21 protein-coding genes are annotated in these 25,304 nt (G+C 71.8%); 11 read left to right on the top strand and 10 right to left on the bottom strand.

The genetic code is table 11. From position 1 onward, the window contains the following. Window positions 1-14 precede the first annotated feature (14 nt). Window positions 15-257: a hypothetical protein gene (locus tag AC068A_RS02350; protein WP_478579577.1), complete on the top strand. Its 243-nt coding sequence runs from the start codon at window positions 15-17 to the stop codon at window positions 255-257. Window positions 258-435: 178 nt separating this feature from the next. Here AC068A_RS02350 and AC068A_RS02345 read toward each other — a convergent pair whose 3' ends face one another. Further along, entirely contained in the window at window positions 436-933 is a 498-nt protein-coding gene (locus tag AC068A_RS02345) for a MarR family winged helix-turn-helix transcriptional regulator (RefSeq protein ID WP_478579574.1), read from the bottom strand. 102 nt (window positions 934-1,035) lie between these two features. On the opposite strand from AC068A_RS02345, the gene AC068A_RS02340 reads away from it, so the two are divergent. The 4 genes from AC068A_RS02340 (at window position 1,036) to AC068A_RS02325 (ending at window position 5,338) form a co-directional block, all read left to right on the top strand. Further along, the gene (locus AC068A_RS02340; protein ID WP_478579571.1) at window positions 1,036-2,373 is read left to right on the top strand and encodes an MFS transporter; all 1,338 of its coding nucleotides are present in this window, start codon (window positions 1,036-1,038) and stop codon (window positions 2,371-2,373) included. Window positions 2,374-2,486: 113 nt separating this feature from the next. Continuing rightward, window positions 2,487-3,431: an EamA family transporter gene (locus AC068A_RS02335; protein ID WP_478579569.1), complete on the top strand. Its 945-nt coding sequence runs from the start codon at window positions 2,487-2,489 to the stop codon at window positions 3,429-3,431. A 53-nt stretch (window positions 3,432-3,484) separates the two neighbouring features. After that, window positions 3,485-4,411: a DMT family transporter gene (locus AC068A_RS02330; RefSeq protein ID WP_478580061.1), complete on the top strand. Its 927-nt coding sequence runs from the start codon at window positions 3,485-3,487 to the stop codon at window positions 4,409-4,411. A gap of 9 nt (window positions 4,412-4,420) precedes the next feature. Continuing rightward, window positions 4,421-5,338: a LysR family transcriptional regulator gene (locus tag AC068A_RS02325; RefSeq protein WP_478579566.1), complete on the top strand. Its 918-nt coding sequence runs from the start codon at window positions 4,421-4,423 to the stop codon at window positions 5,336-5,338. A gap of 67 nt (window positions 5,339-5,405) precedes the next feature. Here AC068A_RS02325 and pepN (AC068A_RS02320) read toward each other — a convergent pair whose 3' ends face one another. Then, entirely contained in the window at window positions 5,406-7,997 is a 2,592-nt protein-coding gene (gene pepN / locus AC068A_RS02320; RefSeq protein ID WP_478579563.1) for an aminopeptidase N, read from the bottom strand. Between the two features lie 99 nt (window positions 7,998-8,096). Here pepN (AC068A_RS02320) and AC068A_RS02315 point away from each other — a divergent pair, with 99 nt between their 5' ends. Continuing rightward, window positions 8,097-8,321 (top strand): ribbon-helix-helix domain-containing protein, encoded by a 225-nt coding sequence (locus AC068A_RS02315; RefSeq protein WP_478579561.1) that lies wholly within the window; start codon window positions 8,097-8,099, stop codon window positions 8,319-8,321. Beyond that, window positions 8,314-8,661: a type II toxin-antitoxin system PemK/MazF family toxin gene (locus AC068A_RS02310; RefSeq protein WP_478579559.1), complete on the top strand. Its 348-nt coding sequence runs from the start codon at window positions 8,314-8,316 to the stop codon at window positions 8,659-8,661. The genes AC068A_RS02315 and AC068A_RS02310 overlap by 8 nt, the downstream gene beginning before the upstream one ends. Window positions 8,662-8,716: 55 nt before the next feature. Here the strand turns inward: AC068A_RS02310 and AC068A_RS02305 are convergent, their stop codons facing one another. From AC068A_RS02305 to AC068A_RS02295, 3 genes are all read right to left on the bottom strand, one after another. Next, window positions 8,717-9,748 (bottom strand): aspartate-semialdehyde dehydrogenase, encoded by a 1,032-nt coding sequence (locus AC068A_RS02305; RefSeq protein ID WP_478579556.1) that lies wholly within the window; start codon window positions 9,746-9,748, stop codon window positions 8,717-8,719. Between the two features lie 361 nt (window positions 9,749-10,109). Then, window positions 10,110-13,445, bottom strand: a complete 3,336-nt coding sequence (locus AC068A_RS02300; RefSeq protein ID WP_478579553.1) for a S8 family serine peptidase — start codon at window positions 13,443-13,445, stop codon at window positions 10,110-10,112. A gap of 274 nt (window positions 13,446-13,719) precedes the next feature. After that, complete coding sequence (locus AC068A_RS02295; protein WP_478579551.1) at window positions 13,720-14,289, bottom strand: CGNR zinc finger domain-containing protein; 570 nt, start codon at window positions 14,287-14,289, stop codon at window positions 13,720-13,722. Between the two features lie 141 nt (window positions 14,290-14,430). Here AC068A_RS02295 and AC068A_RS02290 point away from each other — a divergent pair, with 141 nt between their 5' ends. Both AC068A_RS02290 and AC068A_RS02285 read left to right on the top strand, forming a co-directional pair. After that, window positions 14,431-14,889 carry a VOC family protein gene (locus tag AC068A_RS02290; RefSeq protein ID WP_478579549.1) on the top strand — a complete coding sequence of 153 codons (459 nt, stop codon included), beginning with the start codon at window positions 14,431-14,433 and terminating at the stop codon, window positions 14,887-14,889. 29 nt (window positions 14,890-14,918) lie between these two features. Continuing rightward, window positions 14,919-15,824, top strand: a complete 906-nt coding sequence (locus AC068A_RS02285) for a pyridoxamine 5'-phosphate oxidase family protein (protein ID WP_478579546.1) — start codon at window positions 14,919-14,921, stop codon at window positions 15,822-15,824. Here the strand turns inward: AC068A_RS02285 and AC068A_RS02280 are convergent. Both AC068A_RS02280 and pepN (AC068A_RS02275) read right to left on the bottom strand, forming a co-directional pair. Further along, window positions 15,800-16,759, bottom strand: coding sequence for a hypothetical protein (locus AC068A_RS02280; protein ID WP_478579543.1), 960 nt, complete (start codon window positions 16,757-16,759; stop codon window positions 15,800-15,802). The genes AC068A_RS02285 and AC068A_RS02280 overlap by 25 nt on opposite strands. Before the next feature lie 230 nt (window positions 16,760-16,989). Further along, the gene (gene pepN / locus AC068A_RS02275; RefSeq protein WP_478579541.1) at window positions 16,990-19,542 is read right to left on the bottom strand and encodes an aminopeptidase N; all 2,553 of its coding nucleotides are present in this window, start codon (window positions 19,540-19,542) and stop codon (window positions 16,990-16,992) included. A gap of 122 nt (window positions 19,543-19,664) precedes the next feature. Here pepN (AC068A_RS02275) and AC068A_RS02270 point away from each other — a divergent pair, with 122 nt between their 5' ends. Next, window positions 19,665-20,312, top strand: coding sequence for a mycothiol-dependent nitroreductase Rv2466c family protein (locus AC068A_RS02270; RefSeq protein ID WP_478579538.1), 648 nt, complete (start codon window positions 19,665-19,667; stop codon window positions 20,310-20,312). Between the two features lie 158 nt (window positions 20,313-20,470). Here AC068A_RS02270 and AC068A_RS02265 read toward each other — a convergent pair whose 3' ends face one another. Further along, complete coding sequence (locus AC068A_RS02265; RefSeq protein ID WP_478579535.1) at window positions 20,471-21,127, bottom strand: superoxide dismutase; 657 nt, start codon at window positions 21,125-21,127, stop codon at window positions 20,471-20,473. A 209-nt stretch (window positions 21,128-21,336) separates the two neighbouring features. Further along, window positions 21,337-22,749 carry an amino acid permease gene (locus AC068A_RS02260; RefSeq protein ID WP_478579533.1) on the bottom strand — a complete coding sequence of 471 codons (1,413 nt, stop codon included), beginning with the start codon at window positions 22,747-22,749 and terminating at the stop codon, window positions 21,337-21,339. 281 nt (window positions 22,750-23,030) lie between these two features. Here AC068A_RS02260 and AC068A_RS02255 point away from each other — a divergent pair, with 281 nt between their 5' ends. Further along, on the top strand, window positions 23,031-23,618 hold the full coding sequence (locus AC068A_RS02255; RefSeq protein ID WP_478579530.1) for a biotin transporter BioY: 588 nt from the start codon (window positions 23,031-23,033) through the stop codon (window positions 23,616-23,618). A 78-nt stretch (window positions 23,619-23,696) separates the two neighbouring features. On the opposite strand, the gene AC068A_RS02250 is transcribed toward AC068A_RS02255, so the two are convergent. Beyond that, a complete protein-coding gene (locus tag AC068A_RS02250; RefSeq protein WP_478579527.1) occupies window positions 23,697-25,133 on the bottom strand; it encodes an amino acid permease in 1,437 nt (478 codons plus the stop codon). Window positions 25,134-25,304: the final 171 nt, after the last annotated feature.

Below are 25,304 nucleotides of genomic sequence, written 5' to 3'. Positions count from 1 at the left end.
GCTACGTTTGCACCGTGGACAACAAGAACGCCCTGCGCGCCGGTGCCGTCACGGCCGGATCGGCGCTGATGCTGCTGCTGATGACGTCTCCCGCGCTCGCGCTGACCCGCGACGACGGCGACGACCCGGGCGCGGGCATGAGCGTGGCCGCGACCCTCGGCCTGTTCGTGTTCCTGCCGATCGTGCTGTTCCTGGTCATCGCGGGTCTCGTGATGGTCCTCGACAAGTCGGACCGGCCGCAGAAGAAGCAGGCCTGAGCAGCGCCGGTCCCGTCCGGGACCGGCACGGCACACATTCCACGGCTTCCGGGGCGCCGGAGGTCCGCAGGACGATGCGATGGGCATCGGGCTCCGTGCGGACCTCCGGCGCCTTGTCGTGCCCCGGCTCCGGCCCCGGTTCCGGTTCCCGCGGCCGGGGCAACGGGGCGGCTCCCCGCTAGAGGCCGGCGAGCAGCTTGCGCAGCAGGCCGCTGAGTACGCCGACCTCCTCCTCGGTCAGTCCGGTCAGCGCGGCGCGCTGCACCTCCAGGCCGGCGCTGACGGCCTCGTCGATGAGGGCGAGCCCGCGGTCGGTGATCACGACCTGGAGTCCCCGCCGGTCGTGCGGGTCGGGCTTGCGGCACAGCAGCCCGGCCTTCTCCAGCTTGTCCAGGCGGCCCGTCATGCCGCCCGTCGTGAGCATGAGCGTGGCCGACAGTTGGCGCGGCGAGAGGGTGTAGGGCGCGCCGGAGCGGCGCAGTGTCGCCACGACGTCGAATTCGCCGCGTGAGATCCCGTAGTGGGCGTAGGCCCGCTCCATCGCGTCCCCCATGGCCCGGGCGATCCGGTAGATGCGCCCGAAGAGCTCCATGGGAGCGGTTTCCAGGTCCGGCCGCACCACGGCCCACTGGTCGATGATCGCGTCGACGGCGTCCTTGCTGGCCTCGGTGGTCATGGCGGCAGTATCCGACTCTCCCCGATCGTTCGCAAGAAAGTTGCTTGACGGAAAGTAGCTTAGGAGTAAGCTACTTGCCATCGACCTACTCGGGGGGAATCCATGGCAACGGCAGGCGCGAGGACACCGGCGGGGACACGGGCGGAACGCGTCGCGGGGGAGCGGCCACTGCTCGTCGGCGCCGGCATCAGCGCCGTCGGCATCGGTATGTACATACCGTTCTCGCTGGTCTTCTTCCACCACGTCACCGGGCTCTCCTTCGCCCTCGTCGGCCTCGTCCTGACCGCCACCGGGCTCGCCGGCCTCGCGTTCATGCCGCTGGCCGGCTCCGCCGTCGACCGGTTCGGCGCCAAGCGGGCCAACCTGGTGCTCTACGCCGTCCGCGCACTCGGATTCGCGCTCTACCCGCTCGCCGACTCGCTGCCCGCCTTCGCCGCCGTCGCGCTCGTCACCGCCCTGGCCGACCGCTCGTTCCCCGTGGTCCAGCAGTCCCTCATCGGGGAGGTGGCGCTCGGCTCCGCCCGCGACCGGCTCCAGGCCTCCCTCCGGGCCCTCCAGAACGCCGGGATGGGCGCCGGCGCCCTGCTCGTCTCCGGTGTGCTGGCCCTCTGGGGGACCTCCGCCTTCACCCACACCGCCTGGGGCAACGCGCTCGCCTTCGCCCTCGCCGGGCTGCTCGTCTCCCGGGTCCGCCCCGCGGCCGGCGCCCCCGCCGGCCCCGCCGGGCGGGTGCCCGCCGGGTACCGGATGGTGCTGCGCGACCGGCCCTTCCTCGGGCTCACCGCCGCCAACTTCCTGACCGCGCTGGGCTATGCGGCCCTGTCCGTGCTCTTCCCGCTCTACATCGCCACCTGGCTGCACGGCCCCGACTCCCTCACCGGAGCCGCGTTCACCGTCAACACCGCGCTGTGCGCCGGGATCGGCGTCCTGGTCGCGAGCCGGGTCCGCCGCTCGGGGGCCCGCCGCACCCGCTCGGCCGCCTTCGGGGCCCTGCTCTTCGCCGCCGCCTTCGTCGGGCAGATCGTGCTCGGCACGCTGCGCCCCGGGCAGACCGCCACCCTGGTCGCCCTGCTGGCCATCGTCGTCGTCTACACCCTGGGCGAACTGGTGCACAGCCCCTCGGGCGGGGCCCTGTCGGTCTCCGCCGCCCCGGAAGCCGTGCGCGGCCGCTACCTCGCCACCTACCAGCTGTCCTACTCGCTGGCCACCGCCCTCGCCCCGTCCCTGTTCACCTCCCTGCTGGCCGTCGACGGCCGGCTGCCCTGGGCGGTCCTCGCCGCCGCCGCCCTCGGTGCGGCACTCGCCCTGATCCGCCTGGAGCGGCACCTGCCGGCCGAGGCCGTGTACGCCGAGCCGTCGGCCGCGCCCGTGGCCCAGGGGCCGGCCGCCCGGGGCGCGGACGGCGCCGCGCCCACCCCGGCCTCGCCGGCCGCCGCCTGACCGGCCGCCGCCTGACCGGCCGCCGACCGGCCGGCCGCCGACCGGCCGGGTGCCCCGCCCCCGCCCCGTCGGCCTTACGCCCGCGTTCCTCACCGCATCGAGGAGTACCCGTCATGAAGCGCCTCGCCACCGTCGCCCTCACCGCCCTCGCCCCCGTCTCCTGGGGCTCCACCTACGCCGTGGCCACCGAGCTGCTGCCGCCCGACCGGCCCCTGTTCACCGGCGTGATGCGGGCCCTGCCCGCCGGGCTGCTGCTCACCGCCCTGTCCCGGACCCTGCCCACCGGCCGCTGGTGGGGCCGGGCCGCCGTGCTGGGCACGCTCAACATCGGCGCCTTCTTCCCGCTGCTGTTCCTCTCCGCGTACCGGCTGCCCGGCGGTGTCGCCGCCGTCCTCGGCTCGGTCGGCCCGCTGTTCGTCGTCGGGCTCGCCGCCCTGCTCCTCGGGGAGCGGGCGCGGCTGCGGACCGTACTGGCCGCCGTCACGGCCGCGTTCGGCGTCAGCATGGTCGTGCTCACCGCCGAGGCCCGGCTCGACGCGGTCGGCGTCCTCGCCGGACTCGTCTCCTCCGCCTCCATGGCCGCCGGCACCGTCATGACCAAGCGCTGGGGGCGCCCCGAGGGGGTCGGCCCGCTGGCCATGACCGGCTGGCAGCTCACCGCCGGCGGGCTGGTCATCATCCCGCTCGCCGCCCTCGTCGAGGGGGCGCCGCCCGCGCTCGACGGCAAGGCCCTCCTCGGCTACGGCTACATGATGCTGATCAACACCGGGATCGCGTACTGGCTCTGGTTCCGCGGCATCGGCCAGCTCACCGCCACCTCGGTCACCCTGCTCGGACCGCTCTCCCCGCTCACCGCGGCCGTCATCGGCTGGGCCGCCCTCGGGCAGGCGCTGACGCCCGTACAACTGCTGGGCATGGCGATCGCCTTCGGCGCCACCGTCGCCGGCCAGCTGTTCGCGGCCCGGGCCGCCGCAGCCGCGCCCCGATCTTTCAGTTCCTCTGAAGAGAACTATCGAAACGTTTCGATGGACCTGAGCGGTGTGCGGGTGCGACGGTAGGCCAACCAGCAGCCGAACACCAGACCACGAGGGGGAGACACACCGTGGCCGTCATGGACCGGGTCCGCACCACCACGCCCGCAGGCCGGGCAGCGAGCAGGGGAACCGGGGCCTCCGGGCCCGCCGGGCTCGGTGTGCTCCTCGCCCTGACCGCCACGGTCGTCTGGTCCGGCAGCTTCGTCGCCACCCGCGGCATGGCCGACAGCGTCCCGCCCGTCCAGGCGGTCTTCTGGCGCTGGATCATCGCCGCCGTCGCCGTGGCCCCGTTCGCCGCCCGGCAGGCCTGGCGGCAGCGGGCGCTGATCCGCAAGCACATCGGCTTCACCGCCCTCGCCTCGCTGTTCGGCGTCGCCCTGTACAACACCCTCGTCCACCAGGCCGGACTGACCACCTCCGCCTCCAACATGGGCATGATCATGGCGGCCTCGCCGGTCGTCATGGCCCTGTACGCCCGCCTCGGCGGCGAACGGCTGGGCCTGCGGCGCACCGCCGGCCTGCTCCTCGCCGTGCTCGGCGTGCTGCTCCTCGTCGGGGACGGCTCCCCCGGCCTCGACTTCGGCCCCGGCGACCTGTGGATGCTCGCCGCCGCCCTGTCGTTCGCCACCTACAGCGCACTGCTGCGGCGGGGGCCCGCGGAGCTCGGCGGGCTCGCCTTCCTCCTCACCACCTTCGTCCTCGGCGCGCTGATGCTGGCGCCCGCGTACGCCGTCTCGCTGCGGCTCCAGGGCGGCTTCGCGGTCACCCCCGGCACCGCCGGGATGCTGCTCTACGTCGGCGTCATGTCCTCCGCGGTGGCCTTCTTCGCCTGGAACAAGGCCGTCTCCCTGATCGGCGCGGCCCGCGCGGGAGTCGTCTACTACCTCCAGCCGGTGTGCGTCGCCGGACTCGGGCTGCTGCTGCTCGGCGAGCGCACCGGCCCGGCCGAACTGCTGTGCATGGCGCTGATCCTGGCCGGTGTGAGCCTGGGGGCCCGGCGGTAGGTTCGTCCCGTGACCGAGTGGGACATCAAGAAGCTGCGGATCCTGCGGACCCTCGCCGAACAGGGCACCGTGACCGCGACGGCCGAGGCGCTGCACATGACGCCCTCGGCCGTTTCGCAGCAGCTGACGAACCTCGCCCGGCAGTTGGGCGTACCGCTGCTGGAGGCCCACGGCCGCCGGGTCCGCCTCACGGACGCCGCGCAGCTCGTCCTGCGGCACGCGGACGCCGTGTTCGCGCAGCTGGAGCGGGCGGACGCGGAGCTGGCCGGCTACCTGGCCGGGGACGCGGGGGAGGTCCGGATCGGCGCCTTCTCCACCGCCGTGCCGGTGCTCGTCGTCCCGGCGGTCGCGGCCCTGCGCGCGGCCCACCCCGGGGTGGAGGTACGGGTCCGGGAGACCGAGGCCGCGGAGTCGTACGAGCTGCTCTCCGCCGGCATGGTCGACCTGGCCCTGTCGCTGGCGGCCCACACCCCGACCGCGCGGGACGCCCGGTTCACCCGGATCACGCTGCTGGAGGACCCGCTCGACGTGGCCCTGCCGCCGGACCACCCGCTGGCGCGGGCACCCGGCCTGAGGCTGGCGGACCTGTCCGGCGACCCGTGGATCTACGGGGGCAGCGGCCCCTGGCAGGAGATCGCCCGCACCGCGTGCGAGGCGGCAGGCTTCGTCCCCGAGCAGGCACACACGGCGGCCGGCTGGACCGCGATCCTCGCCATGGTGGAGGCGGGGATGGGCGTGGCCCTGGTTCCGCGGATGGTGTCGAGCCGGGCCGCGGGCGTGGCGGTCCGCGTCCTGGCCCACGACCGCCCCACCCGGCACGTCATCGCGGCCACCCGCCGCGGAGCGGAGGCCGCCCCGGCGCTGGCCCGGGTGGTACGGGCCCTGCAGGACGTGGCCGCGCGGCGGACGGCCTCCCCGCACGCATGAGAACGCGCCGGTGCCCCGGCCCGCCGAAGCGGGCCGGGGCACCGGGTGTGTGCACCGCCGGGCGGGATCAGGCGCCGGCCGCGCCCGCGGCCGCGTCGGCCGCCTGGGCCTTCAGCGCCCGCTCGATGCCCGCGCGGGACTCCGAGACCAGGCGGCGCAGCGCCGCGTTCGGCTCGGCCGAGGCCAGCCAGGCGTCCGTCGCGGCCAGCGTCGCCTCGGAGACCTGGAGGGACGGGTACAGGCCGATCGCGATCTGCTGGGCGATCTCGTGGCTGCGGCTCTCCCAGATGCCCTTGACCATCTCGAAGTACTTCGCGGTGTACGGGGCCAGCAGCTCGCGCTGGTCGGTCTGGACGAAGCCGCCGATCACCGCCTCCTGCACCGCGTTCGGCAGGTCCGCGGACTCCACCACCGACGCCCAGGCCGCCGCCTTGGCCGCGGCCGTCGGACGCGCGGCCCGCGCCGTCGCAGCGTGCCGCTCGCCCGCCGCCGTACGGTCGCGCTCCAGCTCCGCGGCGATCTCCGGCTCGTCCACGACGCCCGTCGCGGCCAGCCGCTCCAGGAACGTCCAGCGCAGCTCGGTGTCCACGACCAGGCCCTCGACCTCGGCCGCACCGTCCAGCAGCGCCTTCAGGTAGGTCAGCTGGCCCTCGGTGCGGGCCGTCGCCGCGAACGCGCGGGCCCACGCCAGCTGGTGGTCGCTGCCCGGCTCGGCGGCGCGCAGGTGCTCCAACGCGGCCTCGGTCCAGGCCGCCAGGCCCTGCTCCCGCCACGCCGGGTCGGCGTACAGGTCGATCGCCAGCTTCACCTGCCGGTGGAGCGACTGCACGACGCCGATGTCCGACTCCTTGCCGATGCCCGACAGGACGAGGGACAGGTAGTCGCGGGTGGCCAGCTCGCCGTCCCGGGTCATGTCCCAGGCCGAGGCCCAGCACAGCGCCCGCGGCAGCGACTCGGTGAAGTCGCCCAGGTGCGCGGTGACCGCCGCCAGCGACTGCTCGTCGAGGCGGACCTTCGCGTAGCTCAGGTCGTCGTCGTTGAGCAGCACGACCGCCGGGCGGGTACGGCCGACCAGCTCGGGCACCTCGGTCAGTTCGCCGTCGACGTCCAGCTCGATCCGGTCGGTGCGCACCAGCTTGCCGCCGTCGAGGTCGTACAGGCCGATCGCGATCCGGTGCGGGCGCAGCGTCGGCTCGCCCTGGGCGCCGGCGGGCAGCGGCGGAGCCTCCTGGGCGACCGCGAAGGCGGTGATGACGCCGTCGGCGTCCGTCTCGATCCGCGGGCGCAGCACGTTGATGCCGGCCGTCTCCAGCCACGCCTTCGACCAGGCCGCCAGGTCGCGGCCGGAGGTCTCCTCCAGGGCGCCCAGCAGGTCCGACAGGCGCGTGTTGCCGAAGGCGTGCGCCTTGAAGTACGCCTGCACGCCCTGGAAGAAGGCGTCCGTGCCGACGTAGGCGACGAGCTGCTTGAGCACCGAGGCGCCCTTGGCGTACGTGATGCCGTCGAAGTTGACCAGGACGTCGTCCAGGTCGCGGATGTCCGCCATGATCGGGTGCGTGGACGGCAGCTGGTCCTGCCGGTACGCCCAGGTCTTCATCGAGTTGGCGAACGTGGTCCAGGCCTGCGGCCACTTCGTGCCCTCGGCGTACGCCTGGCAGGCGATCGAGGTGTACGTCGCGAAGGACTCGTTCAGCCACAGGTCGTCCCACCACTCCATGGTGACCAGGTCGCCGAACCACATGTGCGCCAGCTCGTGGAGGATGGTCTCGGCGCGGGCCTCGTACGCCGCGTCCGTCACCTTCGAGCGGAAGACGTACTGGTCGCGGATGGTGACCGCGCCCGCGTTCTCCATCGCGCCCGCGTTGAACTCCGGCACGAACAGCTGGTCGTACTTGGCGAACGGGTAGTCGTACGCGAACTTCTCCTGGAACCAGTCGAAGCCCTGCCGCGTGACGTCGAAGATCGCGTCCGCGTCCAGGAACTCGGCCAGCGAGGGCCGGCAGTAGATGCCGAGCGGTACCGACTGGCCGTCGTTGCGCTCGTAGGCGCTGTGCACCGAGTGGTACGGGCCGACGATCAGGGCGGTGACGTACGTGGAGATGCGCGGCGTCGGCTCGAAGCGCCAGACGTCGTCCCGGACGTCGGCGGGGGCCGGCGTCGGGGAGTTCGAGATGACCGTCCAGCCCTCGGGGGCCTTCACGGTGAACCGGAACGTCGCTTTCAGGTCGGGCTGCTCGAAGCTGGCGAAAACCCGCCGGGCGTCCGGCACCTCGAACTGGGTGTACAGGTAGGCCTGCTGGTCGACCGGGTCGACGAAGCGGTGCAGGCCCTCGCCCGTGTTGGTGTACGCGCAGTCCGCGACGACCTTCAGCTCGTTGTCCCCGGCGAGCAGCCCGGGCAGCGTGATCCGCGAGTCCCGGAACACGGCGGCCACGTCCAGGGACGTGCCGTTGAGGACGACCTCGCGCACGGTCGGCGCGACCAGGTCGATGAAGGTCTCCGCGCCCGCCTCCGCGGACCGGAAGCGCACGGTCGTCGCGGAGGGGTACGTACCGCCCTCCTGTGCCCCGCTCAGGTCGAGGTCGATCTCGTACGAGTCGACGCTGAGCAGCTTCGCCCGCCGCCGAGCCTCTTCACGGGTCAGATTCGTGCCTGGCACGCGTTCATCTCCTTCGATGGTGACGTTCTTGGTCATCCTTCCATGCCGACTGCGATCCTGGGGTAGTACGTCTCTTCCTACCGCAGTAGCATCATGTGTATGAAGATCAGTGTGAGCCTGCCGCAGGAGGACGTTGCCTTCGTCGACGAGTACGCCGCAAGGACGGACGCGGAGTCACGCTCGGCCGTGATACACGCCGCCATCGGCCTGCTGCGGGCCGCGCAACTGGAAGCCGAGTACACCGAGGCGTTCGCAGAGTGGGACGAGGGCGAGGACGCCGCACTGTGGGACCGGACGGTCGGGGACGGGGTCACCGATGCGTAGGGGGGACATCTACCTGGTGGACCTTGATCCGTCGCAGGGCAGTGAGGCCAACAAGGTCCGTCCGGCGGTCATCGTGTCCAACGACGGGGCGAACCAGTCGGTCGAGCTCCACGGCAGGGGCGTCGTCACCGTCGTGCCCGTCACGTCGAACACGGCCCGTGTGCTCACCTTCCAGGTGCTGCTCCCCGCGGAGGAGTGCGGGCTGGTCAAGGATTCCAAGGCGCAGTGCGAGCAGGTGCGGGCGGTGGCGCCGGATCGCCTGGGCCGGCGCATCGGGCGGGTGCCCCGCCCCCGCATGGCGCAGGTGGACGCGGCACTCCGCCGCCACCTGGCGCTGTGAGCAGTACGAAGGGGTGGCACCGGAAGGGATCCGGCACCACCCCTGCGCAGGACGGTCAGGCCCGGCCGAGTTCCTCGGCGACGAGCTCGGCGATCTGGACCGCGTTCAGGGCCGCGCCCTTGCGGAGGTTGTCGTTGGACAGGAAGATCGCGAGGCCGTGCTCGGCGGTCTCGTCGACGCGGATGCGGCCCACGTACGAGGCGTCCTTGCCCGCGGCCTGGAGCGGGGTCGGGATCTCCGACAGCTCGACGCCGGGGGCGTCCTTCAGCAGCTCGTAGGCGCGCTCCACGCTGATCGGGCGGGCGAAGCGGGCGTTGACCTGGAGCGAGTGGCCGGAGAAGACCGGGACGCGCACGCAGGTGCCGGAGACCTTGAGGTCCGGGATCTCCAGGATCTTGCGGGACTCGTTGCGGAGCTTCTGCTCCTCGTCGGTCTCGAAGGTGCCGTCGTCGACGAGGTTGCCCGCGAGCGGCACCACGTTGAAGGCGATCGGGCGCTTGTAGACACCGGGCTCGGGGAATTCCACGGCCTCGCCGTCGAAGGTGAGCTGGTCGGCGGCCTCGGAGACGGCGCACGCCTGCGCCTTGAGCTCGGCGACACCGGCCAGGCCCGAGCCGGACACGGCCTGGTAGGTGGTGGCGACCAGCGCGGTCAGCCCGGCCTCCTCGTGCAGCGGGCGCAGCACGGGCATGGCGGCCATGGTGGTGCAGTTCGGGTTGGCGATGATGCCCTTGGGGCGGTTCTTGATCGCGTGCGGGTTCACCTCGGACACGACCAGCGGGACCTCGGGGTCCCTGCGCCAGGCGGAGGAGTTGTCGATCACGACGGCGCCCTGCGAGGCGACCTTCTCGGCGAGGGCCTTGGAGGTGGCGCCGCCCGCGGAGAACAGCACGATGTCCAGGCCGGTGTAGTCGGCCGTGGCGGCGTCCTCGACGGTGATCTCGCGGCCCCCCCACTCCAGGGTGGAGCCCGCGGAGCGGGCCGAGGCGAACAGCCGCAGCTCCTCCACCGGGAACTTGCGCTCGGCGAGGATGCTGCGCATGACTCCGCCGACCTGGCCGGTGGCTCCGACGATTCCAACCCTCACGGTGACTCCTTCTGGTGCGTGCGACGCGGGCGCGTGAAGCCATCATGCGTTCGACCCCACGAGGCTTGTCCAATCCATTGTCCGAGGGGCGGACGATGTTCCGCTTGTGTACCCCTGTGACGAATGTGTGGCGGCCGTGTTGCGACGCCCCCGAACGCCCCTTTTGCCAGGTGGCGGCCGGTTACGGTGCGGTCTGCCGTGCCCGCGGCGGGCCGCCGCGGCCGCTGCCTGGACTTCGACATGATCGCCTCGCCGAACCCAGTGCGAGGCCGGCCCGGGACATGCGGAAGGGGCGGGCGCCCGGTGGGCGCCCGCCCCTTCGCCATGCGTCAAGCGGTCATGCGGCCGGAAGACCCCGTCGTTACGGGAGGACCTTCTCGATCTGCACGCTGCCGGTGCCGGCGGCGGTGCCGCGCGAGTTCAGCAGCTTGACCTCGCCGAAGAACTGCCGGCCCTCGGGGGCCGGGGCGTTCGCGACGACGTTCGCCGAGACGGCCACCGAGGCACCGTTGGCGAGGTTCAGCGCGGCGCCCTCGTCGACTTGGACGGAGCCCAGACCGGCGGAGAAGTAGACGTCGCGGTAGTCGTACGTGGTGGAGCCGGCCGGAACCGCGTAGCCGGTGACCACGATGGTGTAGGTGCCGGCGGCCGGGTTGGCCAGGCTCACCGACTCCTCGGAGTCGCCGTCGGCGGAGGAGCCGACCTTCACGCCGTCCTTGAAGACGTCGAGGTCGAGGTCGGCGCCGGTGTCCGAGGTCTTGCCGATCGCCACGTCCAGGCGGGAGACGCCCTCACCGACGGTGACCGTGGTGGTCTGCTGCTCGCCGCCCGCGATGGTCGGCTTGGCGACCTTCGCGGAGCCGAGCGGGCCGCCCTGGAGCTTGCCGCCGGAGATGGCCGCGGCCTCGTTCTTGACGGTCCACTGGACCGGGGCCGGGGTGCCCTGCTTCACCTCGGGCAGGACCTTGACCGCCGGGTCGAAGCCCGCGCCCAGGACGCTGACGTCCAGCTTGAACGGATTGTCGAGCAGCGGCGACGTACGGCGCGACTCGACCTCGATCTCCCAGACGCCCGGGGCCGGGTTCTCGTAGGAACGCAGGTCGGGGCGGCACTTGTTGGCCGGGTTGTCGTAGTTCGGGTAGCACTGGGTGGTGGCGCTGTCCTCGACGCCCACGCCGTACGGGTGGATCGAGATGAAGCGCGTCTGGCTGCCCGCCGCGAGGCCGCCGAGGGCGACCTCGAGGGTCTTCGCGCCCTGCGGCACGGTGACGAAGTACGACTTGTGGCTGTTGCGCTGCACGGAGGAGGTGTCCGACAGCGTGAACGACGGCTGCGCCAGCGGGGTGGCGGCGACGACCGTGGTCAGGATCTGCTTGTCGATGCCCTCGGTGGTCTCGTCGTCCAGCTGGAGGATGCCGCTGTGTACGCCGGCCGTCTTGGCGTTGGCCTCGACCTTGATGGTGACGGGCTTGTTCAGCGGCAGCGTGACGTAGTCGTAGCCGCCGAGGATCTTGAACGTGCCGTCGTTGTTCCGCCAGCTCAGGTTGTGGCGGGTGCCGTACTTGACGCCGGTGGTGCGGGTCACGACGACGTTGTAGACCTTCTTCTGGCCGACCTTCAGGCCGCCCTCGCGGTCGTAGAGGCCGGTGCCGAAGCCCGGGGTCTTCAGGAACTGGTCGATCGCGGTGTCGACCGGCGCCTTGACGGTGAACTCGTTGGCCTTGGCGTCGCGCTGGACGGACTCCCAGGCCTTGTTGACGTCGAGCAGGCCCGAGCCCTGGGCGTGCGCCGGGACGTCCTCGATCTTCTTGGCGGTGCTGGTGAGCGCCACGCGCATCGCGGCCGGGGTCAGCTTGATGTTCTGCTGCTTGGCGGCCGAGAGGAGCAGGGCGCCGGCGCCCGCCGCCTGCGGCGAGGACATCGAGGTGCCCTGGAGCATGCCGTAGCCGGCCGGCAGGTTGTAGCCCGCCTCCTTCACCGGCGCGCCGGGCAGCCAGGTCTGGATGGTGTTGATGGACGCACCGGGGGCGGTGATGGTGGGCGTGAAGCCGCCGTCCTCACGCGGGCCGCGCGAGGAGAAGTTGAACATGTTGTACTTCTTGGCCACGCCGGAGCCGTAGTTGGCGGCCCAGGTCTCCTTGGAGACCGCGGCGCCCACGGAGATGACCTTGTCGGCGAGGGCGGGGTCGCCGATGGTGTTGACGCCCGGGCCCTCGTTGCCCGCCGAGATGACGAGCTGCACGCCGTAGGTGTCGATGAGGTTCTTGTAGAGCTCGGCGCGCGCGTTGTTGCCGTCGTTCAGCGCCGGCAGGCCGCCGATCGACATGTTGACGATGTCCACGCCGCGGTTGACGACGAGGTCGATCATGCCCTCGGTCAGCGCGATGTTGGTGCAGCCGCCGGACCAGGAGCAGGCGCGGGAGGAGACGAGCTTGGCACCGGGCGCCTGGCCGTTCATCTTGCCGCCGAAGAGGCTGTTGGCGGCGGTGATGCCGGCGACGTGCGTGCCGTGCTCGGACTCGATGATGCCGATGTTGACGAAGTCGGCCTTCTTGCCGACCCAGTCCCCGCCGAGCGGGTCCATCGGGACGTCCTTGCGGATCTGGATCACGAACGGGATGCGCTCGGCGACCTCGGTCGCCGGGTTGTCCGTGCCGAAGTAGCCGATCTGGAAGCCGTCCTTGTACGGCTTCATCGGCTCGTTGTTCGTGAAGTCGTTGTCCTGGTCGGTGTCGACGCGGACGGTGCCGGCGGCCGCGTCGTACAGCATGCCGAACCGGTCGGTGGTGTCGCCGTCGCGGTTGACGTCGCCCTTCATGTCACCGTTGGCGGTGATCGACTCGCTGAAGCGGCTCCACTGGTACGAGCCCTCCGGAGCCTTCCAGCTCTGGCCGCCCGCGGTGAAGGAGGCGCCGGAGACCGGGGTGATCTGCGGGCGCCAGGTGGCGTCGTTGTCGGCGATCGGGTCGGTCGCGGTGACCCAGTCGACGATCTTGCGCTCGCCGGTGGTGGTCTTCTGCAGCGCCGGGTGGGAGATGTCGACGCCGGAGTCCAGGATGCCGATGGTCACGCCGCGGCCGTCGGCCTGCGGGTTCTTCGCGACGAAGTCCACCGAACCGGTCTCGAAGGACGGGTTGTACGGGTTCTTCGCCGGGGTGTTCTTGTCCGGTGCCGCGTAGTTCTCGGAGGCGGTCTTCTGCACCTGGCCCGACTCCTTGCCCGCGTCGGGGCGCGGGTCCGGGAGCTGGATCTCGTGCTTGAGGTCCATGGCGTGCACGGAGGACAGCTTGGCGGCCGCCTTCAGCGCGGCCTCGGCCTTGCCGGTCGGCAGGGTGGCCCGCACGTAGCCGAGCTTGTCGTTGGCCTGGCCGACCGACGCGCCCTGGACGGACGCCAGCTGGTCGGCGACCTGCTTGGTCTGCCCGGGGGCGGTGGCCACCATGACGGTGACGGTCGCGTCACCCTTGGCCTTGGCCTCCTGCAGCAGCCCGGCATCAGCCGAACCGAGCTTCTGGTCGGCGGACTTGACGGCCGGACCGGTGCCCGGCGTGCCGGTTCCGGTTCCGGTTCCGGTGCCGGTCGCCGCGAACACGGGCACGGCGCCCGTCGCGGCGAGCGCGGCCACCAGGCCGGCCGCGGCCGCGACGCGTGCGACGCGCCGGGCCCCGGATATCGAACTGGGGGATTCGAAGGTCATCAGCATCCCTGGCTAAGTGAAGGAAACGCTCCGGAATTCGGTGCCGGATGACCGGTCAGCTTTCCTCACGCGACAGGGATTTGGGGAGGTCTGTCATTGACCGAGACCTGACATGGCGGACTCCCGCCAGCGCGCGGTGTGTGCCATCGGGGCCGTAGCGGGGCATACCCCGGCGAACCGGTGGGGCGGGAGAGTTGATTTGTCGACTTCCCGACCTCGCGGCAGGGGTGTGGACGCGATCAGCCGGCGGGCAGGTGTGACAACTTCCGGCGTTTCAGCGCTCGCGCGTGCGCGCGTAGTGGCGCGAGGCCTTCGCCCGGTTTCCGCAGGCGGACATCGAGCACCAGCGCCGTGTTCCGTTGCGCGAGGTGTCGTGGAAGTGGAGCACGCAGGTCTCAGAGGCGCACTTGCGGATCCGGTCGGGCGCCGTGCGCAGCAGCTCCAGGTAGTCGCGGGCGGCCGTCCAGGCCGGACCCCAGGAGCGGTCGTCGAACTCGGCCCGCTCGCCGGGGCCTTCGGCGGTCAGGGTGGCGCGGATGCGCCCGTGCTCCAGGACGGCGTCGACCAGGGCGCGGGCGCTCTCATCGGCCGGGTCGGCGACGGCGCGGGCCAGCGCCTCGCGGGCGGTCAGCAGGTGGACGAGGGTCGAAGGGTCGGCGCGGAAGCGGTCGGCCAGCCCGGCGCTGCGCAGCCAGAGGGCGAGCCCCTCCATGCGGGTCAGGCCGAAGGCGCCGGCGAAGAGGTCGACCGGGGCGCCGTCGTGCATCCAGCGCGTGTTCAGCAGGTCCAGGGCGATCGGCTCACCCGTCAGGGGGCGGGGGTCCGCCGTCGCCTCCGTGGCCATCTCGCCGCTCCTCCGCGTACGCCTGCTAACCCCTCAAGGGTACGTGACCGGTTGACGCCCCACGCTCTAACCCTTAAATTGAATTTAGATGGTTAGACGCCCTGCCGGGAAACCGCCGGGGCCCGTCGAAAGGGGGCAGCCGTGTCGGCTGTCATCAGCACGCTCCGCACCGGACACATCGGCCTGAACGTCACCGACCTCGCCCGCTCGCTCGCCTTCTACCGGGACGCCCTCGGCTTCGACCTCCTCGGCGAGGGCACGGAGGAGGACCGCCGCTTCGCCTTCCTCGGCCGGGACGGCGACCTCGTCCTCACCCTGTGGGAGCAGGCCGACAGCGCCTACGCCCCGGCGGCTGCCGGACTGCACCACCTGGCGCTCAGCGCCGACGGCATCGACGAGGTCCGCGCGTACGAGGCGCGGCTGCGCGGCCTGGGCGTCCCGTTCGCCTACGACGGGGTCGTCGCCCACGCCGAGGGCGCCGCCTCCGGCGGGATCTTCTTCCACGACCCCGACGGCACCCGCCTGGAGATTTCCGCCCCGAAGGGCGCCGAGAATGCACCCGCCCCCACCGCGGGGGCCCCGACCTGCGGCTTCTTCTAAAGCGCCGCGGACCGACGCAGGAGGTCGTCATGGACCGGTACCACCCGGGCTCGCTGGCCGTGCAGGAACGGGTCGGCGTACGCGAGCTCGCCGAACACGTCGGCCGCTCGATCGGCGCGGACATCAAGGACGTCGCCGCGGCCTTCCTGGAGCGGCAGCCGCACCTCGTCGTCGGCGCCGCCGACCCCGCCGGGCGGCTGTGGGCCTCGCTGCTCACCGGCCCGCCCGGCTTCGTCCGGGCCGTGGACGCGCACCGGATGGCGGTCGCCGGCGGGCTGCCGGCCGGAGACCCGCTCGCCGGGGCGCCGGCCGCCGTCGACGGCACCCCGGTCGGGACCATCGCCCTCGACCCGCGCACCCGGCGCCGGATGCGGTTGAACGGAATCCTGGAGGCGACCCCCGGCGGGTTCGCCGTCGCGGCCGAGCGGGTCTTCGCCAACTGCCCCAAGTACCTGCAGAAACGGCAGCCGCTGAAGCGGATCGCCGAGGGGCCCGGGGTGGTGGGGCGCGGGGGAGTGCTCACCCCGGGCCAGGAGCGGGCCGTCCGCGCCGCGGACACCTTCTTCGTCGCGACCACCGCCGGCGGCCGGATGGAGGCGAGCCACCGCGGCGGCCTGCCGGGCTTCGTGGAGGTCCGGTCGCCGGCCGAGTTGTGCTGGCCCGACTACCCGGGCAACGCCATGTTCCTCACCCTGGGGAACCTGGCTGCCGACCCGCGGGCCGGGCTGCTGTTCCCCGACTGGGAGACCGGGGCGGTGCTCCAGCTCAGCGGCCGGGCGCGGACGGAGTTCGGGCCGGACGGCGGCCGCGGCGTGGTCTTCCGCGTCGAGGAGGTCGTGGAGAGCCTGCACCCCGGGCGGCTGCTGTGGAGCACCCCGGAGTACTCGCCGGCGAACCCGGCGCTGCCCCCTCACCGCGGGAGCACCACCAGGTAGGCGGCGGGCTCGCGGTCCACGGCCGCCGTCAGGGCGGTCCGGAGGACCGCGGCCTGCTGCTCGGGCCAGTCGCGCAGCTTGCGCGGGGTGATGTGGACGACGGTCACCCCGAGCCGCTCCAGGGCCTCGCGCTTGCGCACGGTCTCCGACCACTCCTCGTCCTCGCCCTGCCGGGGCGCACGGGTGTCGATCTCCACGGCCACGGCCTGCTCGGGCCAGTACGCGTCGACCCCGCCCAGGTGCGGTCCGCCGGGCAGGCGCAGGTCCGCGTTCCAGACCGGATCGGGGAGCTCGAAGTCGCGGACGAGCCGGTACAGCCGGTCCTCGGCGATGGCCCGGCCCTCGGCGAGGAGGGACTCGACGGCGTCCACGACGTGCGGCCGGTTCAGCAGCCGGGCCGCCGTCAGCTCCCGCACGACGGCCGCCGGTTCGCAGTGCCCGGCGCGGACGGCCTCGCTCAGCAGGCGGCGTACGGTCCCCGGGTCGCAGAGCCCGGCGACGGCGTCGGCCAGCGCCCGGGCCACCGGGGCCACGGGCAGCCCGGTCACCGGCACCGGGCGGGGCGGCGTGTGCGTCCGGACGATGCGGACGGTGCTGACGGAGCGCAGCCGGCGGGTGTGCGGGACGAGCACGTCGATCCGCGGGAGGGAGAGCAGGGCGGGGGCGGAGCCGAACCGGTACAGGGCGAGCGCCGCCAGGCCGGTGACCATGACCTCGCCCCCGCGCCGGCCCGCGTACAGCAGGGCGGCGTGCAGGCGCTCCTCGCTCGTGGCGACCCCGGAGTGCAGGAGGAAGACGCCCGGCAGGATCTCCTGCCAGGAGCGGTCGGCGGCGTCGGAGGCGGTGACGCCGTGCTCGCGGAGCTGGGCGAGGGTCAGCACGCGGGGGCGGCTGTCGGTGAGGTGGGCGAGGGGGAGGGGTGCGTTGTGGTTCATGCCGCGGAGATTCCCGTCCCGGGGAGGTCCCCTAACCGCTGTTACCGGCTCGTCGACAAATCCGGACAAGACCACACTAAAGTACGGCCGTTCGATTGCCGATAGCCTGTGGCGCGGCGGCTGGGGGCGCCGTCTCCGCCTCAAACGCCGGCGGGGCTGTCTTGCAGCCCCGCCGGCGTTTGAGGCGCGGGGGTTCGGGGGCGGAGCCCCTGAAGGCCGGGCGGCGGCCGTTATCCGGCGGCGGCGTCGCAGGCCTGGGCGTTCAGGGCCCGGGCCAGGTCGTCACGGCCCTCCAGCACCAGCCGCCGCAGCGCCGGCGCGGCGTCCTCGTGGGCCGACAGCCACGCGTCCGTCGCGTCGAGCGTCGCCCGGCTGTCCTGGAGCGCCGGGAACAGGCCCCGCACCACGTGCATGCCGATCTGGATCGACCGCTCCTCCCAGATCCGCTCGATCACCTCGAAGTAGCGGCCCGTGTACGGGGCCAGCAGGGCCCGCTGAGAGGACTGCTGCATGCCCGCGATCGTCGCCTCCACCAGCGCGTTCGACAGGGTGTCCGACTCGACGACGGCCGCCCACGCCTGGTCCTTGACCGCCGCCGACGGCCGCGCCGCGAGGCAGCGCACCTGGTGCCGCTTGCCCGACGCCGTGTCGTCCCGGGCCAGCTCCGCGGCCAGCACGGCCTCGTCCACCGCGCCGTGGGCGGCCAGCGGCAGCAGGAAGTCCCAGCGCAGCTCCTGGTCCACCTCCAGCCCGTCGATCCGCGCCGAGCCGTCCAGCAGGCCCAGCAGCAGCTGGAAGTCGCCCTCCGTCGCCGCGCCCGCCGCGAAGAACCGGGCCCAGGTCAGCTGGTGCTCCGAGCCGGGCTCCGCGAGCCGCAGCTCGTGCAGGGCGCCCGCCGCCAGCACCCGTCCGCCCTGTTCGCGCCATGCGGGGGCGGCGTAGTGGGTGAGCGCGGCCAGCGCCTGCGAGTGCACCATCTGGAGCACGCCGACGTCGCTCTCGCGGCCCGCGTGGGCCAGGACCAGGGAGATGAAGTCCCGCGCCGGCACCAGCCCGTCGCGGGTCAGGTTCCACAGCGCCGACCAGCACAGCGCCCGCGCCAGCGGGTCCGTGATGTCGCCCAGCCGGGTCCGCAGGGTCTCCAGCGAGCCCTCGTCGAAGCGGACCTTGCAGTAGGTGAGGTCGTCGTCGTTGACGAGCACCAGGTCGGGCCGCTCCTGCCCGGCCAGCTCGGCCACGGCCGTCCGCGCCCCCGCCACGTCCGCCTCGGCCTGCGCGAAGCGGACCAGCCGCCCCTCCTCCAGCCGGTACAGGCCGACCGCGACCCGGTGGGGGCGCAGCTCGTCTCCGTCCTGGAGCACGGCCAGCTCGGTCACCCGGCCGCCCGCGTCGTACGTCACCACCGGCGTCAGCACGTTCACGCCGGCCGTCTGGAGCCAGGCCCGCGACCACTCGGCCATGTCACGCCCGGAGACCTCGCCGAGCACCGACAGCAGGTTGTCCAGGGTGGTGTTCCCGTACGCGTTGGCCTTGAAGTAGCGCCGCGCGCCCTCCAGGAACGCGTCCCGCCCCACGTACGCGACCAGCTGCTTGAGCACCGCCGCGCCCTTGGAGTACGTGATGCCGTCGAAGTTGAGCTTGGCGGCCTCCAGGTCGCGGATGTCGGCCGTGATCGGGTGCGTGGACGGCAGCTGGTCGGCCCGGTAGGCCCACGCCTTGCGGTTGTTGGCGAAGGTCACCCACGCCTGCTCGAAGCGGGTCGCCTCCACCTGCGAGAAGGTGCCCATGAAGTCCGCGAAGGACTCCTTCAGCCACAGGTCGTCCCACCACTTCATGGTGACGAGGTCGCCGAACCACATGTGGGCCATCTCGTGCAGGATCGTGTTGCAGCGCCGCTCGTACGCCGCCCGGGTCACCTTCCCGCGGAAGATGTACTCCTCGCGGAAGGTCACCATGCCCGGGTTCTCCATCGCGCCGAGGTTGTACTCGGGCACGAACGCCTGGTCGTACTTCCCGAACGGGTACGGGAAGTCGAAGTGCTCGTGGAAGAAGTCGAAGCCCTGCTTGGTGACGAGGAACACGTCGTCCGCGTCGAAGTGCTTGGCCAGCCCCTTGCGGCACATCGCGCCCAGCGGGATCGTCAGGTCCCCGCGCGTGTAGGAGTCCGTCACGTAGTGGTACGGGCCCGCCACCACACAGGTGATGTACGTCGAGATCGGCGCGGTCTCGGCGAACCGCCGGGTCAGGCCCTCGCGCGACTCCTCCGCACCGTTGCTCCACACCTGCCACCCCTCGGGGGCGGTCACCTCGAAGCGGTACGGCGCCTTCAGGTCGGGCTGCTCGAAGTTCGCGAACACCCGGCGGGCGTCGGCCGGCTCGTACTGGGTGTAGAGGTAGACCTCGCCGTCCTCCGGGTCGACGAAGCGGTGCATGCCCTCACCCGTCCGGCTGTACGCGCAGTTCGCGTCGACCACGAGGACGTTCTCGGAGGCCAGGCCGTCCAGGGCGATGCGCGCCCCGTCGAAGACGGCGGCCGGGTCGAGTTCCTGCCCGTTGAGGGTGACGGAGTTCACGGAGGGGGCGACCAGGTCCGCGAAGGCCGACGAGCCGGGCGCGGCCGCCCGGAAGCGGATCGTCGTCACCGAGCGGAAGGTCCTCGGGCCCTCGGCGGGCTCGGCCTCGTCGACGGCGGACCGGAGGTCGAGCGAGACCTCGTACCCGTCGACCGACAGCAGTTCCGCCCGGACACGGGCCTCGTCACGGGACAGATTCTCTCCGGGCACGTGCACTCCTTCGTGCGAGATCGCGATACCTGGCGGAATCCTCCCACGGGGAATGGGGCCGGCCCCGGCCCGGTTGGCCAGAAGGACATGACCACGGATGCACTGTCCGACCAAGGAGAGACATGACCGACACCCAGGTGCGCGAGAAGACCCAGGTCGACTTCTGGTTCGACCCGCTGTGCCCCTGGGCCTGGATGACCTCCCGCTGGATGCTGGAGGTCGAGAAGGTCCGCGACGTCGAGGTCCGCTGGCACGTGATGAGCCTCGCCGTGCTGAACGAGAACAAGCTCGACGAACTGCCCGAGCGCTACCGCGAGATCCTCGGCCCGAAGGGCTTCGCCCCGGTGCGCGTCGTGATAGCCGCCCAGCAGAAGCACGGTGACGAGGTCACCGGCAAGCTCTACACCGCCCTCGGCACCCGGATCCACAACCAGGACCTCGGCGCGACCCGCGAGGTCATCGCCGCCGCCCTGGACGAGGTCGGCCTGCCGGCCGAGCTGATCGACTACGCCGACTCCGACGAGTACGACGAGGTGCTGCGGGCCTCGCACCACAACGGCATCGCGCGCGTCGGCGAGGAGGTGGGCACGCCGGTGATCTCCGTGCCCGGCGCCGACGGCAACGAGGTGGCCTTCTTCGGCCCGGTCGTCACCCCGACCCCGCGCGGCGAGGCGGCGGCCCGCCTGTGGGACGGCACCCTGCTCGTCGCCTCCACCCCGGGCTTCTACGAGATCAAGCGCACGCGAAACGAAGGCCCCCGTTTCGACTGACCGGATCCCCGCGGCCGCAGCCGCGGGTCCGGCGGAGACGGAAGACCCCCGTGAGTCACGTCCTCACGGGGGTCTTCCGCTGTACACGCCCGCACGTGAGCGGTGAGAAGACGATCACGAGGCGGACGGGCTGGTGGGGGCGCTCCCCCCGGCTGCGGTCAGCCCTTGACGGGGATCAGCAGCGGGGTGTTGGCCTTGGCGTCGGCGTAGCGCTTGGCCACGTCCTGCCAGTTGACGACGTTCCACATCGCCTCGATGAAGTCCACCTTCTGGTTCTTGTACTGGAGGTAGAAGGCGTGCTCCCAGGCGTCGAAGACCAGGATCGGCACCGAGGACTGGCCGATGTTGCCCTGGTGGTCGTAGACCTGCTCGACGATCAGACGGCCGCTGACCGGCTCGTACGCGAGGACGCCCCAGCCGGAGCCCTGCGTGGCGGAGGAGGCGAAGGTCAGCTGCTTCTTGAACTTCGCGAAGGAGCCGAAGGACTCGGTGATCGCGTCGGCGAGCTCGCCCACGCCGTCGGCCGCGGTCGGCTCGCCGCCGCCCTCGCCGGTCTTCGGGCTGGCCATGTTGTGCCAGTAGATGCTGTGCAGGATGTGGCCCGAGAGGTGGAAGGCGAGGTTCTTCTCCAGGCCGTTCAGCACGGCCCAGTTCTCCTTGTCCCGTGCCTCTTCCAGCTGCTCCAGGGTGTCGTTCGCGCCCTTGACGTAGGCAGCGTGGTGCTTGTCGTGGTGCAGCTCGATGATCTGCGGGTTGATCACCGGCTCCAGAGCCGAGTACTCGTACGGAAGCTCGGGAAGCGTGTAGATGGCCATGCGTGTAATCCGGTCCCCTCAGCGTGCCCAACTGCTATTGCAACCAATGCGCAACTGCACGCTAGCAGTATCTATTCCGGGTTACATGTAAGGCTCACCTTGGTACGCGCGAGGGCGGGCCCCGCGCATACGCGCGGAACCCGCCCTCGGCGGTGTGCTGCGGCCGTCAGCCCCGGGCGGCGGCCCGACACTGCGTCACCGTCAGCCGGTCAGGCGGAAGCCTCCTTCGAGCGGCGCGCCCGCACCTCCCGGATCCACGCCACCACCAGCACCGCGGCCGCGGCACCGGAGGACCACAGCAGCTGCGGCCGCGCCCCCTCGTCGAACAGCATCAGCACCAGCACCGCCGCCATCCCCAGCAGCGCCACCCACGTCAGGTACGGGAAGCACCACATCCGCAGCGTCAGCCGCTCCGGCATGTCCCGCTCCAGCTCTCGGCGCAGCCGCAGCTGCGACACCGCGATCAGCGCCCACACGAACAGCAGCACCGCGCCGACCGCGTTGAGCATGTACAGGAAGACCGTGTCCGGCCACAGCAGGTTCAGCACCACCGAGACGAACCCGAAGGCGACCGAGGCGAACACGGCCCGGCGGGGCACCCCGCCCTGCGACACCGTCAGCAGCGCCGCCGGCGCCTCGCCGCGCTCGGCCAGCGAGAAGACCATGCGCGAGGACCCGTACAGGTTGGCGTTGAGCGCCGACAGCAGCGCCACGAACACCACGATGTTCATGATCTGCCCGGCCGCCGGGATGCCGATGGAGTCCAGGACGGCCACGTACGGGCTCTCGCCCGGCTCCAGCGAGTCCCACGGCAGCAGCGTGACGACGACCAGCATGGAGCCGACGTAGAAGAAGAGGATGCGCCACACGGCGCTGCGCACGGCGCGGGCCACCGAGCGCGCCGGGTCGTCCGACTCGGCGGCCGCGATGGTGACGACCTCCAGGCCGCCGAAGGCGAAGATGACCGCCAGCATGCCGGCGATCACGCCGCCCGCACCCGCGGGGAAGAAGCCGCCGTTCCCGGTGAGGTTGGCCAGGCCGACCGGATCGGTGTCGGGCAGGATGCCGAAGACCGCCAGGGTGCCCAGGATCAGGAACAGGACGATCGCGCCGACCTTGAGGGCGGCGAACCAGAACTCGAACTCGCCGAAGTTCTTCACCGCGGCCAGGTTGCTGACGGTGAACACCACCATGAAGAGCAGCACCCAGAGCCACTGGTCGACGGCCGGCACCCAGCCGTGCGCGATCTTCGCCGCGCCGGTGGCCTCCACGGCCAGCACCACGACCAGCAGGAACCAGTACAGCCAGCCCGCCGAGAAGCCCGCCCAGCGGCCCAGCGCCCGCTCCGCGTACACGGAGAACGAACCGGAGGCGGGCAGGGCGGCGGACATCTCGCCCAGTGCCCGCATCACCAGCATGGCCAGGGCGCCGGCCAGCAGGTAGGAGCAGATGATCGCGGGGCCGGCGATGCCGATGCCCGCGCCGGAGCCGATGAACAGCCCGGCGCCGATCACGCCGCCGAGGCCGAGCATGGTCAGGTGGCGCTGCTTGAGGCTGTGGCTCAGGGGCTCCGCGGGCAGCTCGGGGCTGCGCGGAGGAGTGTCGGTGAGGGGGTCGCGCATGAGTGGAGGCTCGTACTCTCGTGCTCGGCAGCGGCGGTGGGCTCCGCAGTAGTTGGCGGGACCCTACAGTCTCACCGGAGGGTGCCCTTCCGCGCAAAAAGGATGTGTTGACTGATCTGACTCGTGATGAGCATCACGGCGCCTCAGGTGTGAACCGAGGACTTTGTTCACTTCCGACCAAAGGGGGGAGCGGTGCTTTGTCCCAGGCGGCGGTGGGGCGGTACGGGCCCGCGCACTAGCGTCAGTGATCGTCCCGTCACCCCTCATCCCGCGGAGTCCCGATGAGCACCGCTTCTGCTTCCGTCTCCATCCGCCCCGGCGCCGTCCTGGCCGACCTGCTGCCCGCGAGCCGTGCCCGCGACATCGCGCTCGTCGTCGGCGGAGCCGCCCTGACCGGCCTGGCCGCGCAGATAGCCGTGCCCGTCCCCGGCTCCCCGGTCCCGGTCACCGGCCAGACCTTCGCAGCGCTCCTCGCCGGCACCGCCCTCGGCGCCCGCCGCGGCTTCCTCTCGCTCGGCCTGTACGCGCTCCTCGGCGCGGCCGGCCTGCCGTGGTTCGCGAACGGCACCTCCGGCGCGGGCGGCGCCTCCTTCGGCTACGTCATCGGCATGCTGCTCGCCGCCACCGTCGTGGGCGTCCTGGCCCGCCGCGGCGCCGACCGGTCGGTGCTGCGCACGGCCGGTGCGATGGCGCTCGGCTCCGCCGTGATCTACGCGGTGGGCGTGCCGTACCTGGCGCTGTCCACCGGGATGTCCTTCGGCGCGGCCGTCGCGGCGGGGCTGACCCCGTTCCTGATCGGCGACGCGCTCAAGGCGGCGCTGGCCATGGGCCTGCTGCCGACCGCCTGGAAGCTGGCCGGCCGCTCGTAGCGGTGAACGGCTCCGAAGCGAGCAGCCCCGGACCGCGGTGCGCGGTCCGGGGCTGCTGCCGTCTGGGGCCCTTGCGGGTCAGGCCTGAACGGCGGCCTTGCGGCGGCGGACGTCGCGCACCACGCCGACCGCGATCACGATCGCGGCGACCAGCACGGACAGCACCACGGTCTCGCGGTTGCCCTCGTCATAGAGCATGTAGCCCAGGACGAAGACGATCATCGCGGCGGTGGCCCAGGTCAGATACGGGAAGAGCCACATCTTCACCGTCAGCTTCTCCGGGGCCTCGGCGACCAGGATCTTGCGCATGCGCAGCTGGGTCAGGCAGATGACCAGCCAGACGAAGAGCGCGATCGCGCCGGAGGAGTTCAGCAGGAAGCTGAAGACGGTCTCCGGGTTGGTGTAGTTGAAGATGACGGCGACGAAGCCGAAGACCGTGGAGCCCAGGATGGCCGCCATCGGCACGCCCCGCTTGTTGACCTTGGCGAAGGCCTTGGGGGCGTCACCGCGCTCGCCCAGCGAGAACGCCATGCGGGAGGCGGTGTACAGGCCCGAGTTCAGGCAGGAGAGCACGGCGGTCAGGACGATCACGTTCATGATCTGGCCGGCGGCCGGGATGCCGATGGAGTCGAGGGCGGCGACGTACGAGCCCTTCTCCACGATCGACTTGTCGTTCCACGGCAGCAGGGTCAGGACGACGAAGATCGAGCCCAGGTAGAAGACGGCGATGCGCCAGATGACCGAGTTGGTGGCCTTGGTGACGGCGCGGCGCGGGTCCTCGGACTCGCCGGCGGCCAGGGTGACGATCTCGCTGCCCATGAAGGAGAAGACGACCATCAGCACACCGGTGAGGACGGAGCCCCAGCCGTTCGGCATGAAGCCGCCGGTGTCGGTGAGGTGCGCGAAGCCCGCACCCGGGTTGTCCGAGCCCGGCAGGACGCCGAACACGGCGAGCACGCCGATGCCGACGAAGGCGGCGATGGCGACGACCTTGATGCCGGCGAACCAGAACTCGAACTCGCCGTAGGAGGCGACCGAGCCGAGGTTGGTGACGGTCAGGACGGCCATCACGATCAGGGCCCAGGCCCACTGCGGGACGGCCGGGACCCAGCCCTCCAGGATCACGGCGCCGGCGGTGGCCTCCACGGCCAGGACGACGACCCAGAAGAACCAGTAGAGCCAGCCGATGGAGAAGCCGGCCCAGCGGCCCAGCGCGCGGTCGGCGTAGGCGGAGAAGGAGCCCGAGTTCGGGCTGGCGGCGGCCATCTCACCGAGCATCCGCATGACGAAGACGACCATGGCGCCGACGAGCATGTAGGAGAGCAGGATGGCGGGGCCGGCCTTGGCGATACCGCCGCCGGAGCCGACGAAGAGTCCGGCGCCGATGACGCCGCCGATGGCGATCATGGACAGGTGGCGGTTCTTGAGACCGGCCTTGAGACCGTCGTTGGGCGTGGCGCCGCCGGGGTTACCGGTGGGGTCGCCTGCCTTCTGAAGGGTCGTCGTGGTGCTCATGGACGAATCCTTAGGTTCCCGGGTTGCGAGTCCCGGCATTCAAACCCGAGATGAACGCGGGCGGAAGGCCTGCATCCGGATCGTTGCCTGGGACGAAGGTCCGGGACCTTGGTCCCACCGTGTCTCATCTGCGTTCTTTGGGTTTACTTGAGCTTTAGACGTGACTTACGC

The organism is Streptomyces sp. NPDC043854, assembly GCF_056436005.1.
This window is presented reverse-complemented; position numbering and strand designations above follow the sequence as displayed.

Bases quoted from the DNA above. Each gene is read 5' to 3' on its own strand.
- AC068A_RS02345 (WP_478579574.1), bottom strand. From the start codon at position 933: ATGACCACCGAGGCCAGCAAGGACGCCGTCGACGCGATCATCGACCAG.
- AC068A_RS02340 (WP_478579571.1), top strand. From the start codon at position 1,036: ATGGCAACGGCAGGCGCGAGGACACCGGCGGGGACACGGGCGGAACGC.
- AC068A_RS02335 (WP_478579569.1), top strand. From the start codon at position 2,487: ATGAAGCGCCTCGCCACCGTCGCCCTCACCGCCCTCGCCCCCGTCTCC.
- AC068A_RS02330 (WP_478580061.1), top strand. From the start codon at position 3,485: ATGGACCGGGTCCGCACCACCACGCCCGCAGGCCGGGCAGCGAGCAGG.
- AC068A_RS02315 (WP_478579561.1), top strand. From the start codon at position 8,097: ATGAAGATCAGTGTGAGCCTGCCGCAGGAGGACGTTGCCTTCGTCGAC.
- AC068A_RS02310 (WP_478579559.1), top strand. From the start codon at position 8,314: ATGCGTAGGGGGGACATCTACCTGGTGGACCTTGATCCGTCGCAGGGC.
- AC068A_RS02300 (WP_478579553.1), bottom strand. From the start codon at position 13,445: ATGACCTTCGAATCCCCCAGTTCGATATCCGGGGCCCGGCGCGTCGCA.
- AC068A_RS02295 (WP_478579551.1), bottom strand. From the start codon at position 14,289: ATGGCCACGGAGGCGACGGCGGACCCCCGCCCCCTGACGGGTGAGCCG.
- AC068A_RS02285 (WP_478579546.1), top strand. From the start codon at position 14,919: ATGGACCGGTACCACCCGGGCTCGCTGGCCGTGCAGGAACGGGTCGGC.
- AC068A_RS02280 (WP_478579543.1), bottom strand. From the start codon at position 16,759: ATGAACCACAACGCACCCCTCCCCCTCGCCCACCTCACCGACAGCCGC.
- AC068A_RS02270 (WP_478579538.1), top strand. From the start codon at position 19,665: ATGACCGACACCCAGGTGCGCGAGAAGACCCAGGTCGACTTCTGGTTC.
- AC068A_RS02265 (WP_478579535.1), bottom strand. From the start codon at position 21,127: ATGGCCATCTACACGCTTCCCGAGCTTCCGTACGAGTACTCGGCTCTG.
- AC068A_RS02260 (WP_478579533.1), bottom strand. From the start codon at position 22,749: ATGCGCGACCCCCTCACCGACACTCCTCCGCGCAGCCCCGAGCTGCCC.
- AC068A_RS02255 (WP_478579530.1), top strand. From the start codon at position 23,031: ATGAGCACCGCTTCTGCTTCCGTCTCCATCCGCCCCGGCGCCGTCCTG.
- AC068A_RS02250 (WP_478579527.1), bottom strand. From the start codon at position 25,133: ATGAGCACCACGACGACCCTTCAGAAGGCAGGCGACCCCACCGGTAAC.